Origin of the sequence: Paenibacillus sp. RC334, assembly GCF_030034735.1 — a bacterium.
Lineage (GTDB): Bacteria > Bacillota > Bacilli > Paenibacillales > Paenibacillaceae > Paenibacillus > Paenibacillus terrae_A.
Window position 1 is genome coordinate 1,901,783 of the sequence record NZ_CP125370.1, and the last position, 16,843, is coordinate 1,918,625.

At 43.8% G+C, this 16,843-nt stretch carries 19 protein-coding genes and 3 pseudogenes; all 22 read left to right on the plus strand.

Annotation, left to right across the window (positions count from 1 at the left end; all coding sequences use genetic code 11):
• The first annotated feature begins 111 nt into the window (after positions 1–111).
• On the plus strand, positions 112–966 hold the full coding sequence (locus tag QMK20_RS08945; RefSeq protein ID WP_283655441.1) for a hypothetical protein: 855 nt from the start codon (positions 112–114) through the stop codon (positions 964–966).
• A complete protein-coding gene (locus QMK20_RS08950; protein WP_283655442.1) occupies positions 953–1,993 on the plus strand; it encodes an RHS repeat-associated core domain-containing protein in 1,041 nt (346 codons plus the stop codon). Before QMK20_RS08945 ends, QMK20_RS08950 begins: the two co-directional genes overlap by 14 nt.
• A 76-nt stretch (positions 1,994–2,069) precedes the next feature.
• Positions 2,070–2,723, plus strand: coding sequence for a hypothetical protein (locus QMK20_RS08955; protein ID WP_283655443.1), 654 nt, complete (start codon positions 2,070–2,072; stop codon positions 2,721–2,723).
• 110 nt (positions 2,724–2,833) lie between these two features.
• A pseudogene (locus QMK20_RS08960) lies at positions 2,834–5,128 on the plus strand (polymorphic toxin-type HINT domain-containing protein); the annotation flags it as partial.
• A gap of 19 nt (positions 5,129–5,147) precedes the next feature.
• Positions 5,148–5,468 (plus strand): hypothetical protein, encoded by a 321-nt coding sequence (locus tag QMK20_RS08965; protein ID WP_283655445.1) that lies wholly within the window; start codon positions 5,148–5,150, stop codon positions 5,466–5,468.
• Between the two features lie 407 nt (positions 5,469–5,875).
• A pseudogene (locus QMK20_RS08970) lies at positions 5,876–6,156 on the plus strand (polymorphic toxin-type HINT domain-containing protein); the annotation flags it as partial.
• Positions 6,157–6,507: a hypothetical protein gene (locus QMK20_RS08975; protein WP_283656364.1), complete on the plus strand. Its 351-nt coding sequence runs from the start codon at positions 6,157–6,159 to the stop codon at positions 6,505–6,507.
• 20 nt (positions 6,508–6,527) lie between these two features.
• Entirely contained in the window at positions 6,528–6,848 is a 321-nt protein-coding gene (locus QMK20_RS08980; protein ID WP_283655446.1) for a hypothetical protein, read from the plus strand.
• Positions 6,849–7,054: 206 nt separating this feature from the next.
• Complete coding sequence (locus QMK20_RS08985) at positions 7,055–7,705, plus strand: hypothetical protein (RefSeq protein ID WP_283655447.1); 651 nt, start codon at positions 7,055–7,057, stop codon at positions 7,703–7,705.
• A 70-nt stretch (positions 7,706–7,775) separates the two neighbouring features.
• Positions 7,776–8,426: an RHS repeat domain-containing protein gene (locus QMK20_RS08990; protein ID WP_283655448.1), complete on the plus strand. Its 651-nt coding sequence runs from the start codon at positions 7,776–7,778 to the stop codon at positions 8,424–8,426.
• A gap of 760 nt (positions 8,427–9,186) precedes the next feature.
• Positions 9,187–10,323 carry a polysaccharide deacetylase family protein gene (locus QMK20_RS08995; protein WP_283655449.1) on the plus strand — a complete coding sequence of 379 codons (1,137 nt, stop codon included), beginning with the start codon at positions 9,187–9,189 and terminating at the stop codon, positions 10,321–10,323.
• 230 nt (positions 10,324–10,553) lie between these two features.
• A complete protein-coding gene (locus QMK20_RS09000; protein WP_014280817.1) occupies positions 10,554–10,979 on the plus strand; it encodes a phage holin family protein in 426 nt (141 codons plus the stop codon).
• Between the two features lie 82 nt (positions 10,980–11,061).
• Positions 11,062–11,349 carry a Dabb family protein gene (locus QMK20_RS09005; RefSeq protein ID WP_250267997.1) on the plus strand — a complete coding sequence of 96 codons (288 nt, stop codon included), beginning with the start codon at positions 11,062–11,064 and terminating at the stop codon, positions 11,347–11,349.
• A 24-nt stretch (positions 11,350–11,373) separates the two neighbouring features.
• Positions 11,374–11,814 (plus strand): DUF86 domain-containing protein, encoded by a 441-nt coding sequence (locus tag QMK20_RS09010; RefSeq protein ID WP_283655450.1) that lies wholly within the window; start codon positions 11,374–11,376, stop codon positions 11,812–11,814.
• An 8-nt stretch (positions 11,815–11,822) separates the two neighbouring features.
• Positions 11,823–12,471 (plus strand): annotated as a pseudogene (locus QMK20_RS09015) (helix-turn-helix transcriptional regulator).
• A gap of 97 nt (positions 12,472–12,568) precedes the next feature.
• Positions 12,569–12,892: a YtxH domain-containing protein gene (locus tag QMK20_RS09020; protein WP_283655451.1), complete on the plus strand. Its 324-nt coding sequence runs from the start codon at positions 12,569–12,571 to the stop codon at positions 12,890–12,892.
• 208 nt (positions 12,893–13,100) lie between these two features.
• A complete protein-coding gene (gene racE / locus QMK20_RS09025; protein WP_044646372.1) occupies positions 13,101–13,910 on the plus strand; it encodes a glutamate racemase in 810 nt (269 codons plus the stop codon).
• Between the two features lie 117 nt (positions 13,911–14,027).
• Complete coding sequence (locus tag QMK20_RS09030) at positions 14,028–15,284, plus strand: M14 family metallopeptidase (RefSeq protein ID WP_283655452.1); 1,257 nt, start codon at positions 14,028–14,030, stop codon at positions 15,282–15,284.
• A gap of 133 nt (positions 15,285–15,417) precedes the next feature.
• Positions 15,418–15,684, plus strand: a complete 267-nt coding sequence (locus QMK20_RS09035; RefSeq protein ID WP_283655453.1) for a hypothetical protein — start codon at positions 15,418–15,420, stop codon at positions 15,682–15,684.
• Between the two features lie 183 nt (positions 15,685–15,867).
• Positions 15,868–16,170, plus strand: a complete 303-nt coding sequence (locus QMK20_RS09040) for a heme biosynthesis protein HemY (protein ID WP_014280825.1) — start codon at positions 15,868–15,870, stop codon at positions 16,168–16,170.
• Between the two features lie 23 nt (positions 16,171–16,193).
• On the plus strand, positions 16,194–16,415 hold the full coding sequence (locus QMK20_RS09045) for a YuzB family protein (protein WP_014280826.1): 222 nt from the start codon (positions 16,194–16,196) through the stop codon (positions 16,413–16,415).
• 93 nt (positions 16,416–16,508) lie between these two features.
• Entirely contained in the window at positions 16,509–16,778 is a 270-nt protein-coding gene (locus QMK20_RS09050) for a hypothetical protein (RefSeq protein WP_044646319.1), read from the plus strand.
• The last annotated feature ends 65 nt before the right edge of the window (positions 16,779–16,843 follow it).

Sequence of the window (16,843 nt, forward strand, 5' to 3'; positions counted from 1 at the left end):
ACAATGCAATATAGTTTCGTGTTGTGGTTTTTTATTTTATTATTATAATTTATCTATATATTTACAAAAAAACAAGCGATCACCTTTCAATATAACGTGGCCAGGCTGGTTATGGAAGTGGCGGGACCGGATTTTAAAACAAATTATACCTATGACCTTGCGGGACGCCGAACCAGCATGACAGATGGGCAGGGAACGACCTCGTATGCCTATGATCCATCCAATGGGTCGTTGACCGGACTGAAATACCCGGACGGCACGCAAATAACCTATGAGTACAACAAGCAGTCTCGCACAGGTTATGTGCTGACCGATGCTGCTGGTACGTCTATGCACGTTCAATCGAAGCTGGACAGCTTGGGCCAAGTGACTCAAATGGACGTTAGCAGTGGAACAGGGACAGCGGGCGTACAGAGTGTGGCAGGAGCGAGTGCTGCTACGGGCGGTTCACTGGACCGCATGACGTTTGAGTATGCACCAAATGGGTTGCTGAAAGGTCAGTCTTCAAGCCGAGGGCTGAGTACGCGATTCAGCTATAACGGACTGGACTTGTCCGGGGTTACGGTCGAGCAAGGCGGTACAGCGCTACACCAATTTGGGTATGAGCGGGATGGGAATAAAAACATCATCGGACGTACACAAAACGGAACCACGGATTCATTTGGATATGACCCGTCCAACCGAATCGCCAGCGAAGCCGCAGGTGAGAAGAACAAGACCTACGGCTACGATCCGAATGGAAACCGAAGCGCGGAAGGCAGCGGCCGAGTGTTCGGTATGACAAACGCCAGTTATAGCTATGATTCCGTCAGTCGTCTGACCCATGTGAGCGGTGAAGGGAAAGAGGTTGGATACAGCTATAACGGAGACGGGCTGCTGTACGAGCGTACGGAGGGCGATAAAACGACCCGGTATTACTATGATGAAGAAGCGAAGCTGATGGCAGAAGCTGATGGCAGAAGCTGAGGTCGAAGGTGGAGCGGCGAAGATCACCTACGCCTATGTGTATGACTTGTCCGGTCAACTGTGGGCCAGACAAGACAAGGCGAGCGGACAACTGCAATATTATCAGCTCAACGGTCACGGTGATGTTGTAGGCCTAAGTGATAGCTCGGGCAAGGAGCTGAACAGCTACAGCTACAACATTTGGGGCGGCCCGGAGACGGTGAAAGAGACCGTATCGAACGTGCTACGTTATGCTGGCGAGTATTGGGACGACACGACTGGACTCCAGTATTTGCGCGCACGTTGGTACGATCCGGGCACAGCCCGTTTTATGGGCGAGGATACGTATCAGGGGGAGATCAGCGATCCGCAGAGCTTGAACTGGTATGCGTATGTAGCCAATAATCCATTGAAGTACATTGATCCAAGTGGGCATAAAGTTTGGCTAGTTCATGGCACTTTTTCTGATCCAAGTACATGGGATAATAGTAAAACGTATATTAAAAAAGAGCTTTTTCATGAACCGATTGAAACTCCACGATGGAGCGGTAAGAATAGTGATGGAGCCCGAGTTGAAGGTGCAGAAAAAGTAGCGAATGAGATTTATAATTATCACAAGGCTCATCCAAAAGAACCTATACGAATCATGGGGCATAGTCACGGAGGTAATGTTTCCATCATGGCAACTAATATTTTGGCTAAACGTGGGGTGCATGTCGATACACTTATTACTATAGCGACCCCAATAAGGGGATATAGGTTGGAAACAAATGTGGGACAACATATAAATGTTTATAACTATAAAGATATTGTTCAAATTAATGGAGGTAGTATCTGGGTTTTAGGAGATGCAAAACGTAAATACCCTGGTGCTGAAAATATTGAGGTGAAATTATCATCGTATTTTATTAAACATCCAATAGAAGCCCATTCTGTAATGCACAGTAATCCTAATATACTGGATAAATATGTCAAACCTCTTTTGTTACAACATAATTTTTCTGAAACTAGGTATAAAAATTTGATGGAGAATAGAGCTACACATTAAGCGGTAAGCGCTATTTAGATTTGATTAATGTAAATTGAAATGTAAAAATTAATGAAACATAGACAGGAGGGAGTAAATGAGTAAAATGCCTGTTTGGTTCAAAATAATATGGATGGTACCTATTCTTATAAATATAGCAGCCTTAATCTGGTTTATTTTAGGATCAACTGGAGGGTTTCAACGAGGACAAGATTTAATTGAGACAGTGATATTAATGGTATGTGGAATTCCATCCATTATCATTGTGCTGATATCTCTAACGTATATCTGGCAAGGATGGGCACCATTCAGCGGAATGAAGTATATAGTATCAGTACTGTTTATGGCATCATTACTCTTTTTTTCTTATCATTTGGTGGAGGGTACTCCTACCCGAGGGTGGTTATATGATAATGTTGATAGTGATCCTGTGCGATTAACGTCGGATCAAAAATATGAATATCGCATTGATATAATTAATCCTTTCCAGAGGAATAGTAGGGAACAATTGCATTTGAAAAATATTTCAACAGGAGAAGAAAAAAATATCGCTATTTCAATTATAAAGGAAAATAAAGGTTATTCAGGTGGTGATGGAAATGATTGGTCTTGGGGTATTTTAAAACCGACAAAAGTACCGAATCAATACGAGTTGTCTACTCTGGACGAACATAATAGAGGGCGATATGGTATGGATCCCAGAGTTTTTCTAATTGATATAGAGGAGGGGACTGTGCAAATATTGAAATAGGATTTTTAAACATTTTACCACAATGCGATATAGTTTCGTGTTGTGGTCTTTTTTTAATTATCAGTCCTTAATTGCGCTTACTTCAAACTATTGTAAATAAATATTATGGTGGGCTGGTTACGGAAGCGGCGGGACCAGATTTTAAAACAAATTATACCTATGACCTTGCGGGACGCCGAACCAGCATGACAGATGGGCAGGGAATGACCTCCTATGCCTATGATCCAGCAAATGGGGCGTTGACTGGACTGAAATACCCGGACGGCACGCAAATAACCTACGAGTACAACAAGCAGTCTCGCACAGGCTATGTGCTGACCGATGGTGCTGGTACGTCTATGCACGTTCAATCCAAGCTGGATAGTTTGGGCCAAGTGACTCAAATGGACGTTAGCAGTGGAGCCGGGACAGCGGGCGTACAGAGTCTGGCAGGAGCGAGTGCTGCTACGGGTGGTTCACTGGATCGTATGACATTTGAGTATGCACCGAATGGGTTGCTGAAAAGTCAGGCTTCAAGCCGAGGGCTAAGTACGCGATTCAGCTATAACGGACTGGATTTGTCCGGAGTTACGGTGGAGCAAGGCGGTGCGGCATTGCACCAATTTGGGTATGAGCGGGATGGGAATAAAAACATCATCGGACGTACACAAAACGGAACCACGGATCAATTTGGATATGACCCGTCCAACCGAATGGCCAGCGAAGCCGCAGGTGAGAAGAACAAGACCTACGGCTATGATCCGAATGGAAACCGAAGCGCCGAAGGCAGCGGCAAAGTGTTCGGCATGGAAAACGCCAGTTATGGCTATGATTCCGTCAGTCGTCTGACCCATGTGAGCGGTGAAGGCAAAGAGGTCGGATACAGCTATAACGGAGACGGGCTGCTGTACGAGCGTACGGAGGGTGGCAAAACGACCCGGTATTACTATGATGAAGAAGCGAAGCTGATGGCGGAAGCTGAGGTCGAAGGTGGAGCGGCGAAGATCACGTATGCTTATGTGTATGACTTGTCCGGTCAACTGTGGGCGAGACAGGACAAGGCCAGCGGACAGCTGCAATATTACCAACTGAACGGCCACGGGGATGTGGTGGGCCTGAGTGATAGTGCGGGCAAGGAGCTGAACAGCTACAGCTACGACATTTGGGGCGGCCCGAAGACGGTGAAAGAGACTGTTCCGAACGTGTTGCGCTATGCTGGTGAGTATTGGGACGACACGACTGGACTCCAGTATTTGCGAGCCCGCTGGTATGATCCGGGCACAGCGCGTTTTATGGGCGAGGATACGTATCAGGGAGAAATAAACGAGCCGTTAAGTTTGAATGGATATACGTATGTGCATAATAATCCGTTGACTAACAGTGATCCAACTGGGAATTGGTGTACAGCGACGGTTAGGGGGAAATATTATTCTCACCCTGGATATTGCAGTGGCTCAGGTAAAAATGCAGACTATATTTCAGATTCCATTTCCATTAATTTTGGTCGGTCTATCTACGCTGCAGGAGTAAAACAAGGGACATGGTATCCTAAAGGCGCGACTCGGATTACATGGGATAAATCAGGTATATCTGATGCTGTTATGGGTTGTTACTATGATGTACAGTGTGCAAGTTTTGTAAGTGGTTCCCTTGTAGAAGGACCTGCCATAGCTAAAGTGACTAAAAGTAAAGGTGCCGGTGCGGGCAAAACAGCAAAAGATATAATAAGTAAATGTAATTGCTTTACAGCGGGTACGGAGGTTCAAACAGATGAAGGGGAGAAACCGATTGAGGACATTGAGGTAGGTGATAGAGTCCTAGCCAAAGACGATGAGACAGGAGAAATGGCTTACAAGGAAGTTGAATGGCTCTTTCAACGTGATGTTAAGGAAACATATAATATTACTGTCGGCGGCGAAATCATAACGACTACTGACGAGCATCCGTTTTGGATTGTCGGCAAAGGTTGGGTCAAATCCAAAGACCTATTGGTGGGCGATATTCTTACAACCTCGGCTGGCAAGGAATTAGACATTGAGAAAATTGAGGTTAAGAAGGAACATGCTACTGTATACAATTTTATGGTAAAGGACTTCCATACGTACTTTGTATCGAATCTTGGAATTTGGACGCATAACAGTTGTGGTACTGGATGGATAAAACATGACACGTACAATGAAATTCGTAATAAGTTTGGTAAAGATGCAGTAGACAAGTTTACTGATGCTATGAATAAGGGGTTAGTTAGTGGACAAGGGGCAAATGGAATCAAACTCCTTTCAGGAGATGGGGTTAAGGTAGGAGGTTCTTTCTTTAAATATGAAATTAAAATAAAAGGTAAGTATGGAGATTGGAGGGTTTATGGTAACTATGACGCGAAATTAAATCGAATTATATTTAACAAATTTGACAAAGGAAAGCATTAGAAAAGGTGTGTTGATAATTATGAATGTCGGGGAATTAAGAGAATGGATTATTAATAACAATATCGAACATCGTTCAATAGAGGGATTCTGGATTGCGTTTAATAATTATATGGAAGAATCTCCAGATGAGTTTAAAATCTATTTTAATTCTTTTAGTGAACAGTTTTTGGATATTAAAGTACAACAAGTAGCACTGATGATTAGTGATTATCCAGAATATGAATCAATTCATGTTGTAACGTACATCCCAATTATTTATAATTCCAGAACGATTGGGCTGTTCAGATTGTTTTTCTCTCTTGATGGTGTAGTATATGATGATTATTTTTCACTGGATTGATTTTTCTGACCTTGAGGAATTATCCTCAAGGTCTTCCTTTCACCTGCACCTATTATCGAATGAGCCTAGAATCGAACTTAACATTCATTACCCTCGTATAATATTTCTCTAATATAGCTGTAGGCACGTGTATAGTCTTGAATAGTATACCCTTTTATTTTAATGTTCCACCCCCGTTATAACGTAAAATCATCAGATAAAAAAAGAAACAGGCAATCATCTGCATTATGCGATAGCTAGTCAACATCCTTTACAGCATGTTGAAGAACAAAACCGAATACCGTCTTATCGCTATACCTGAACGGCGGCAAGCTAATGATACAATCGCAGTAGCTGAAATAGTTGCTACCTTCTTTCTTCCCTGAACCAAGTTTATAACTAACAAAGGGGAGAAGAATATCGAAGACATTGAAGTCGGTGATAAGCTTCTTTCCAAGGGTGAAGCGACTGGCGACGTAGCTTACAAAGAGGTTACGGCAACGTTTAACCATAAGACGGATGAGATTTATAACATCCATGTGGGCTACCAAGTCATGAATCAACCTTCAATCATCCGTTTTATGTTGAAGGTAAAGGGTGGACGTTCGTCAAAGACCTCAAACCCGGTGACTTGCTTGTTCAGAGTGACGGGAATACACTCAAGGTAGACAGCATTGAACTGGAACACAAGCAGGTTAGGGTTTACAACATGACGGTTGATGAGTTCCATACCTACTTTGTAAGTGATCTTAATATTTGGGTTCATAACACTAACTGTGTGCAAGCTTGGATAAAAAGAGATACCTATACTGATATTCAGGATGCATTCGGAAAAGAAGCCGCTAATAAATTCTCAAATGCTATGAAAAAAGGATTTGTAAATAGTGCTAAGAGTGATAATGGTATAAAGGCACTATCTGGTAGTGGAGAAAAAATAGGCAGCACATATTATAAATATGAAATTAAAGTAGTTGGTAAATATGGAAATGCAAGAGTATACGGTAATCTTGACCAAAAATCGGGCCATATTATATTTACCAAATTTGTTAAATCACATTAATTAGGGAAGGTTTGTGTTTGATGGAAGTTGGGAAACTGAAGGAATGGATAGTTAATCATCAGGTTGAAAAAAGAACTCTAGAAAATTTCTTTCTAAACTTCGATAATTATATGAAAGAACAAGCAGAAGAGTTTCACATGTTTTTTGGAGATTATGATGATAAATATTTGGATGTATATCTAAAAAAAATTGCTTTAATGTTGGATAATTTTCCGGTGCTTGATTATGTTCATGTCATTTCTTATTTACTAATTGAATATAAAGGGAAGGTGGTAGGTGAATATAGGCTACTCCTTACTTTGGATGGAGAGGTTTATGACTTCTTGTTAACTTTATATTAAGTTGGAGGGTGGCAGCAGAAAGTTGCCACCTTTTTCTTTGCTTTGTCAAGATTACAACTAACGAAGGAAAATATTGATATTAAAAAATACTAGTTTTTATTTATTGTTAAATAAGGTAAGTATTTGAGGTATTCAAGTATCAGTATCAGTTATTTTACAATGTGAGGAATCATTTTAGTGAGAATTTAATGACTGGAGGGAAGGAAATGAAAATGCCTATCTGGTTCAAAATAATATGGATGATACCTATTCTTATAAATATAGCGGCTTTCATATGGTTTATTTTAGGCTCAACGGGGGGCTTTCAACATGGACATGATATCTTGGGAACCGCTACAATGGTTTTATTTGGAGTTCCGTCAATTATAATTGTATTAATATCGTTAACGTATATTTGGCAGGGATGGGCCCCATTTAGTGGAATAAAATATGTGGTGTCAGCAATATTGATGGCATCTTTACTGTTTTTTTCTTATTATTTAGTAGATGGAACTCCCACTCGAGGATGGCTATATGATAATGTTGATAGTGATCCAGTACGCTTAACTTCAGATCAAAAATATGAATATCGTATTGATTTAATTAATCCTTTCCAGAGGAATTGTAGGGAGCAATTACACTTAAAAAATATTTCAACAGGAGAAGAAAAAAATATTCCTATTTCAATTAGAAAGGAAAATGAGGGCTATTCAGGTGGAGGTAGCGAGGACTGGGCTTGGGGTATTTTAAAACCGACATATGTACCGAATCAATACGAGTTGTCTACACTGGACGAACATAATAATGGGAGGTATGGTATGGATCCCAGAGTTTTTCTAATTGATGTAGAGGCGGGGACTGCGCAAATATTGAAATAGGATTTTTGAATATTTTACCACAATGCGATATAGTTTCGTGTTGTGGTCTTTTTTAATTATCAGTCCTTAATTGCGCTTACTTCATGTTATTGTAAATAAATATTATGGTGGGCTGGTTACCGAAGCGGCGGGACCGGATTTTAAAACCAATTATACCTATGACCGTGCAGGACGCAGAACCAGCATGACAGATGGGCAGGGAACGACCTCGTATGCCTATGATCCAGCAAATGGGTCGTTGACCGGACTGAAATACCCGGACGGCACGAAAATAACCTACGAGTACAACAAGCAGAGTTTGGCAGGGGCGAGTGCTGCTGCGGGCGGATCACTGGATAGCATGACGTTTGATTATGCCCCTAACGGGCTGCTGAAAGGTCAGTCTTCAAGCAGAGGACTGAGTACGCGATTCAGCTATAACGGACTGGACTTGTCTGGGGTTACGGTGGAGCAAGACAGTACAGCGCTGCACCAATTTGGTTATGAGCGGGATGGGAATAAAAACATCATCGGACGTACGCAAAATGGCGAGGATACGTGTCAAGGTGAGATAAGAGATCCGCAAAGCTTAAACTGGTATGCATGCGTTGCGAATAATCCGTTGGGGTATGTTGACCCGAGCGGGCAAGAATTTATGCCTACGACTAAAGGCGGAATATTTTATACTAACCAGAAGAACATTATACATTGTGAAAGAGTAGAGATTTTTGGTTCAGAGTAAAGCCAAATTCGCCTTGAGGGATAAATTCCTTCAAGGTTTTTCATTTGCATTGGACTCATTGGGTTATTTTATGCAGATGAATTGAATATGGGAATTTCATAATAGGGAAGTATAAGAGTACAATGGGTACAGCCATAAAGCTGAATTAAATATATTTAAAACTATTGCCGTAGAGTCACGTTTAATTGCAGAGTATAATGCAATTGATGGTGAAGGAGTTCTCTACAACTTGGAAGCAATAAGGAGAATTAAGACTAGGGGATTTCTTTTTTTATGAAAATAAGAGCAGGTTCGGAAAAAAAGAAGTTATCTTATTTTCAGAAGAATGTCTTAATGAAGTTTCAATAATTATTGTATGACTGTAAAGGGGAGTGGTCTGTTATAGCCACTTAATACTGAGTACAAAATTCATGAAAGGCTTGTTTTATAAGCTCTAGTTCTACTAAAAGAATTTATTAATCGCTTGCATTTTAACTCAGCTAATTTATTCACAACTTTGTAATCTCGATGGTCGGGGAGATTGCGAGATTGTTGTCGAATTGTTTCACTATATTTACATACTATACTCTGGTAATCTATTAATATATATAGGGGGGGGACGGAAAGGCGTTCCGATTCAAAAAGTTGAGATACGTTTATGTTCTATATGTTTAGTGAATGTCTATATTGCCATGTCTATACCGTCATGTCTGTATAACTTCATAGACAAGCTAGAGATAGCTCCCGCACATATAAAATACAGCACAGGATGGTGTAAGTAATGAAGTTTTTGAATGTAAAATGGATGGCTGTATGTTTGATGGCAATCTGTTGTTTGGGTCTGTTGGGCATACATACGAATACGGCAAGTGCGCAAGCGAAGACTCCTTTGCTGGGAGTCAATGATGTATTACTGGATTCTAATACGATTCAGCCGGTGATGGAAAATGACAAGTTGTATGTACCTATCGTTACATTAGGTCAAAAGATGGGGATTTCGACTTCGGTCAGCGGACGTACATTGCAGTTGACGGGACATAATCGCAGCTTTACGCTGGATGTGACCAAGGGTGATGTTTTTGAGCGCGGAGGACGTACGATGGTGCCGATTCGCACATTGGCGGATGCCTTCGGTTTTACCATCACGATACCTTCAAGCAATGTATACCGGATTCAGAATGCGAATGCAAGCTTGTCTGATGCACAATTTTTGAACAAATTTGCCGCAGAAATTAAACAGTATGTTGCTGTGAAGCCAGGAAAATCTGGCAATACAGGAACTAAGGGGAACGCTTCCCCATCAAGCCGTACGATTTATTTGAGCTTCGATGACGGTCCTACAGCCCATACTTCACAGTTGTTGGATATCTTGGATAAATATAATGCCAAGGCGACTTTCTTCATGTTGGGACCGGAAATTCGTCAACATAGTGCAGTTATGAAGAGAATGGTAGAGGCGGGTCATGGTTTGGGCTTGCACGGGATGACGCACCAGGTGAAGAAAATCTATGCTTCTCCGGCAGCGGCGCTTGCAGAAATGAATCAGGATAATGAGATTTTATTCCAGGCAACAGGGCAACGCACTTCTTTAATTCGTACGCCTTATGGCAGCAAACCTTATTTGAATAAAGCATTCCGTGATCAACTGACGGGTGCAGGCTATCATATTTGGGATTGGAATGTAGATTCCAACGATTGGCGTTATACCAAAAATCCAGAGCATTTTGAACAGAGCGTTCTGCGTGATATTAAAAGATTGAAGAAACAAGGCAGAACACCTGTCGTTCTTATGCATGATAAGCCATCTACGATCAAGGTGCTTCCACAGATCATGGCAGCTTTGCAGAAAGAAGGCTATTCGTTCGAGCCGTTAAATGGCAATTTGACTCCACTTAATTTTTGGAATGATCATCGTTAATTGAATAGCTGTCAGAAAAACAGGCTACCCTACTTTATTTTTTTGAAGAGGGGGTCTGTTTTTTTATAAGCGGTAAGCAGAAATCAGGCGTGTTGGATAAACAAGTATTACGTTGCCCATAAATTTTATATGAATCTATGAATTACATATCCCTGTTCAGGTCATATGACTTTACGGGTTGCCACGTCGCTGCATATATTGCAGTAACCGCCCCGAGAGGAGGAACAGGTATGAATATTAACCCGGCTATGTTTAGTATGTTTTGTGCTACCACAGGTGCCATTATAACATTTGCATTTGGCGGCTGGAATCAGTTGATGGTGCTGTTCACAGTTGCGATGGCTGTTGATTATGTGACAGGAGTTGCCGCAGCGATTAAGACTGGACAAGGCTTGAGCAGCAAAGCCGGTTTTTGGGGATTGACGAGAAAGGCTTTGATGCTGATGGTGATTTCTTTGGCACATCATATGGATCTCCTGATGGGCACCGAAATCATGAAAGGGGCGGCGACGTATTTTTATTTATCCAACGAATTAATCTCGATTACAGAAAACTGCTCACGCATGGGCTTGCCACTTCCACCAAAGCTCAAGAATTTTTTTGCTCTGCTGAAGGACAAGGAGTCTGGTGGGAAAGATGGTGGAAAAGATCGCTAGAATTATAAAGCTTCTTTCCGTATGTGGGGCGTTATGATAAAATTTTGAAGAGAACATTTTAAAAGATAAGGAGCCTATACGTATGATTAAACATATTGTTTTGTTCAAATTGAAAGACCGCTCCCCTGAAAGCATTGAGCATACGGCATCCATTTTGCGCAGCATGAACGGTAAAATCAAAGAACTTCTGTCACTCGAAATAGGTACGGATGTGATTCGTTCGGAACGATCTTATGATATTTCCCTTACGGCTGTAGTCGAAACATTGGAGGACTTGCAAACGTATCAGGTACACCCTGTGCATCAGGAGATCATTGTACACATGAATGAAGTGAAGGATGTATCGATCGCAGTTGATTATGAAATTTGAAGCGGTTACGGGAGGTGCAGGATCTTGTATTATGTCAACCGGGAGCAAATTGAGCTTCGGCTAGGGGCCGTTACCGACATTGTTGCAGGACTCCGCCGCATATCGGCCGCTTGGAACGGAGATTTGTTGCAGGGGCTGGTGCAGGAGCGCTGCCTTCATCTGGCGATTGAAACGGTGACGGACGTAGGAAGCTATATCATTGACGGATTTATTATGCGCGATGCCAGCAGCTATGAGGATATTATTGGTATCATTCATGAAGAGGGTGTACTGGATGATACCGTGTTTAATCCGCTGCTGGAGCTGGTAGCTTTGCGGAAACCCTTGGTGCAGGAGTATTTCCATTGGGACCGGACGAGCCTTCATCCGCTTACACCTGAGCTGCCCGAGCTATTGGAGCGTTTTGCATCCAGTGTGCATGACTACTTAAATAAGGAATTGGGTCAGCAGCCCGAGGGAGTGTAAAGGCTAAAGTGACGGATAAGCATATCGTACCCGAAATGCCCACCAGGCGCATGATTATGACACTATTGAAAACCCAGGGTCCTGTGGGCGTCGGAAGCTTGGCAGCTCAATTGGGCATTACTGAAATGGGGGTGCGCAGGCATCTCAAATTGATGGATCAGGATGGTCTCATCGTCGCTACAGTAGTGCGGCAGGCGATGGGACGTCCGACGTTTTTGTACAGTCTGAGTGAGCAGGGAAGTGAGCAGTTCCCCCCGAAATTATGATCATTTGTTGCTGGAGCTGCTGGAGGAACTGGATGAAGAGCGGGGAATGGAAGCTGTTTACTCTCTGTTTGACGGCAGAAAACGCAAAATGATGAAGCGTTACGCCCCTCAGATAGAGCGCGAGACCACGCTGGCTTCACGTGTGGAAAAGCTTTCCGGTATTCAGAACGCTTCCGGTTATATGGCGGAGTGGCGGGAAGAAGAGGACGGGAGCTACTCTATTGTGGAATATAATTGTCCGATTTTCCAAATTGCAGGCCGTTACCGCAAGGCTTGTGAATGTGAGCAGCAAATGTTCGAGGAGCTGCTTGATGCCGAAGTTGTCCGTGAGGATTGCTTGGCGGATGGAGGACGTTGCTGCCTGTACCGTATCCGGTCCCGAAAAATGTAGGAACTTTCATGGCTTGTTCGCTGTGTCATGACAAGCTCTCCGTGCTTATAATGCATTAACAGATGGGCATTCGCCCGGGCACAAGGGAGAGATGATGATGAAAGAATACCACAAAAGCTTTATCCGTGGTGCGGTAGCAGGTAGCATTGCCGGTTCGCTCGCTGCGCTGCTGTTTGCCCCCAAGTCAGGTCGTGATCTGCGTCAGGACATAAAGGATCAGGCCCGTCTTGTCAGTGATAGAGGGCAGGAACTGGCGGGGAAAATTACAGACGCCTCTATTGAGTATACCGATAAAATTAAGGATACGGCCTCAGCGGTCATTCATGAAATCGGACAATTTCGTAAAAAAAGTGAAGTTCTTCCCGAAGTCAGCATTTCATCTGCTCCTGTTCAAGAAGATACGAAAAAGGATTCTCTGTAATCAGCTCTAAATGAATATAATATAGCTGAATATGGATTCGCTTTGAGGCTTCTCCTGTTGGGATGAAGCCTCTTTGTTGATGGCTTTCCCTTTTTCGAGTAATATTTGGGGGTACCTTTTACTCGAATACAACATAAGGTATGTAGCAACGGATAGCTTCCCGAGAGGGAACGACTCATACTTGAACAAAAAAGGAAGCGGTGTGTACGTGCAGCAAGCGATTGCAATATTGGATTCCGGTGTAGGAGGTTTGACGGTAGTTAAAGAAGTCATGCGTCAGCTTCCACGGGAAAAAATCATTTATTTTGGAGACACTGCGCGCACCCCGTATGGACCCCGGCCATCGGAAGAGGTTAAGAAATTTACAGAGCAAATGGTTGATTTTCTGATTCAATTTGATCCGAAAGTCATTATTATTGCCTGCAACACGGCAACAGCCGCGGCATTGGATTATATTAGCCAAAAGGTATCCATTCCGGTGATCGGAGTCATCCACCCTGGGGCACGTGCTGCAATCAGCGCAACAGCCACCGGGCATGTCGGGGTGATTGGGACTGTCGGTACGATTCGAAGCGGAGCCTATACGGCTGCGCTGAAGCAACTATCCCCCTATGTAGACGTGTTGAGTCATGCCTGCCCTGCTCTCGTTCCTTTGGTGGAACAGGGACTGTTCCGCTCAGACACAACATCAGAGGTCGTAGAGGAGTCGTTGAAGCCGATTCAAGCGTACCCGATTGATTGTTTGATTCTCGGTTGTACGCATTATCCTTTTTTGAAGGAAACGATTCAGGAAGTGATGGGCCCTAACGTGAAGCTGATTAGTTCAGCAGACGAAACGGCTCGTGAGACGAGTACGATTTTGTATAACAAGGGCAAGTTAGAGGCCGGGGATGAAACCCCTGTGCATCAGCTTTTTTGTTCCGGTGATCCGGAAATGTTCCAGAGCATTGCCGCACAGTGGCTTGGGGAGCAAATTCGTCAAACGCCTGTTGTTTGGCAGGTTACCAATCTGGATTGATGAGGCAGCCGATTTTTTTGTCATTGGACAAAAGAATCGGCTGTTTTGGTATTCGTTACATCAAGACACGCCGCGTCTGCATAACATGCAGTAAGACAGATGGAAGGGGCGTAGAAGATGAGGGAATATATCGTACAAAAAGGAGATACTTTGCACCGGGTCGCCTCGGCTTTTAAATTATCGGCAGATACATTGATGGCAGACAATCCGTGGACTGCCGCGCAACCCTATCTGATTTGTGGTCAAGTGCTGTACATTCGTCCGTCAATGGATCGTAAATACGTTATTCAGGCCGCTGAGCATGCCAGACAGATTGCCAAGCAGTTTGGTATGGAGCTTGATGAGCTGCGGCAGGTCAATCCCGAACTTGCGGAGCATGATTTTGTGGAAGGAAAAACCATTATTATACCTGAAAACCATCAGAATCAGATTGTACGTTTGCGTGGAGAGTATGGATACGAGGACTTGAGAGAAGATCTTGCGGCCCTGGCTCAAAGGTATCCGTTTATTGAAGTGGGCAGCATCGGCACCAGTGTCATGGGGAAGGATATCCCCTATGTACGCATTGGACGGGGCCCGCTGAAAATTCACGTCAACGCCTCTGTACATGCCAATGAATGGCTGACGACACCATGTTTGCTGCGTTTTGTAGAGCGATATGCGCAAGGAGTCGACAGTACGAATGGAAATAAAGGTGGGGAGCATCATGATGAGCGTGAGGATCAAGGCGAGGCTCCTCTATGGATATATGGAGTTTCTCCACAAACCTGGCTATACCGCACTTCTTTATGGGTAGTGCCCATGGTCAATCCAGATGGGGTGGAACTGGTTCAACAAGGTGTCCTTCCGTCTCATCCCCTGTACCATGACTTAAGAAAGTGGAATGAAGGCCGTGCTGATTATCGTGGATGGAAGGCTAACATTCGCGGTGTGGACCTTAACGATCAGTTTCCGGCGTATTGGGAGGAAGAGGTACGTAGACGCGGTAAAACAAGCCCGTCCAGAAGGGATTATGCGGGTCCTGCGCCTTTGTCTGAGCCGGAGGCTAAAGCGCTTGTCGATCTGACGGAGCGGGAACAGTTTGATATGGTGTTGTCCATACACAGTCAGGGACAGGAAATCTATTGGAATTACCGGGATTTGGAGCCAAAGGAGAGTCGGGATTGGGCATCACGGCTGGCGGCTGCAACAGGATACCGGGCGGTAAAGCTGGGGGGCAGTGATGCGGGATATAAGGACTGGTTTATACAGCGGTTTGGAAAACCGGGTTTTACCGTTGAAGTCGGGCTGGGTGTAAATCCGCTGCCTATGCGTGATTATGACGATATTGCGGCAGAGGTGGGCATGTTAATGGCAACGGTGCTTTCATGGTAAAGGGGTTAGCCTGAAACTCCATGGTTTATCAGCACGTATTAGGAGGAGCACGTGTTTTTACAAGTGTTCCTCTTACATGTCCCTTCAATGGGGGATATATACTTAGGAGCATTGGAAATGGAGTGAACAACCTATGAAGTGGAAAAGATTACTGTCTCTCCGTCAATGGTCACATGTGTTTCGTCGCATGCCCCGGTTTATTACTTCGTCGAAGATTCCATTGGGTGAAAAGTTGCTGTTTGCCGTCCCTGTATTGCTCTATTGGGTGTTGCCAGATGTCATGCCATTTATGCCCATTGACGACATTGGGGTGACGCTGCTGCTGATGAACTGGTTTGTGACCCGCGCTGAACGTAAATATCCCGATGTGCTTGAGAAGCAGCACGTACGTGTCCAGTAGGAATAAAAGCTTATGAATTTCGTGATTGCGATTTTTCGCCATTTTCTTTACAATAGGAATATTGCCTTTCTAGTATAGAGGCTATTTTGTAGTTGTTGAATTTACCTGTTAAATTGTGTGGCACGGATATTCATACTCCGATGGACCACACTTCATTTGATTAATATGAAGGAGATGAAGTTGATGAATTGCAAAATTACTCGCAACGCAGCTAAAGTATTAAAGCTTGAATTGGATAAAGAAGAAAACCAAGGGAAGAGCCTGCGCGTTGTCATTACTCATTCCCATGGAGACCATGCTCATTACGGGCTGGATTTGGACACGCCTAAAGAAACAGATACCGTCGTATCTACAGATAAAGGCATTGATGTTATTTTGGAAAACGGCCAGCCGCTGCTGGATGGTGTAAAAATTGATTACTTATACTTCCCCGAAGAAGGATTTGTCATTACTAACCCTTCCCAAGGTAATCACGGCGACCACTAAGCCGGAGCACGGAGGGATGACAGATGGCCAATGATATTCGCGTATGTGATGAATGCAATCATATTCGCTTGAAAACGATCCTGCCCAAGCTGCAAAAGATGGCACCGGATGCGGAGATCAAAATCGGTTGCAAATCGTATTGCGGTCCTTGTGGAAAGCGGGCGTTTGTATATGTGAACGGACGTTATATAAGTGCAGCTACAGAGGATGAAGTATTGGAGAAGGCTGCGCGTTTTATAAAATAATTCCAGTACGCAGCATTCACAGCTTTGTATAGTTCCCCTTCTTCTGATCCATGCTAATGGATGCAGACCACTGCCCAGAAGGAGGAGTGACTCATGGCCCAATATGATTCCAATCTCGACAATCACAGTGTCGAGGCCCAAACGCAAAACTCGGTGGACAAGCTTCACCATGCCGTTTCTCAGGCACTGTCACATCCGGCTGAGCAACTGATTGAGCAGGCGGAGCAGTCCCGTACTCATGCGGAGCATGCCTTAGAGCAGGCGAAGGACAGCCTTGGCGACGATGCGGTAGAGGTTGCCGAGGAAATGCTTGGTGAAGAGACACAACGGCTGGAGCAAGCCAAAAAAGCATTGCGCCCATAAGCATTCGTAAATGCAAATGAGCGCGGTTTACTAGCTCAAGAATACAAAAAGCCCGATCATCAGCA